The organism is Mesorhizobium sp. M4B.F.Ca.ET.143.01.1.1 (genome assembly GCF_004792275.1).
GTDB lineage: Bacteria > Pseudomonadota > Alphaproteobacteria > Rhizobiales > Rhizobiaceae > Mesorhizobium > Mesorhizobium abyssinicae.
Window position 1 is genome coordinate 1 of record NZ_SRSR01000275.1, and the last position, 308, is coordinate 308.

Annotated in this window: 1 pseudogene; it reads right to left on the reverse strand. The window is 60.1% G+C overall.

The annotated features are described in order from the left end of the window. Positions 1–308 (reverse strand): annotated as a pseudogene (locus EN786_RS36965) (conjugal transfer protein TrbE); the annotation flags it as partial.

Genomic DNA, 308 nt, shown 5'->3' on the forward strand with positions numbered 1-308 from the left:
GTGACCAGCCAGTCAAGATACATCGGAATGTCCGGCAACCGGACGGGATGGTTCTCGCCGGTAATGCAGAAGCGAATGAAATGGAACAACTCGTCATACCGCGCGATGCGATGGCCGCCGCGCTCCTCGGTTTCCCGCGTCACCATCCGACGGATCGAGACGACATTCGCGAGATATTGCTCTACCTCGCGGATCGACGTCCGGAACCTATCGAGGATCGTATCGGCGTAGGTGGCGGAGCGGCTCGCAGTGTCCGAATAGACGTAGAGAGTCAGAGCTGATCGACGGGGTTCAGGCGGGCGCCAGGT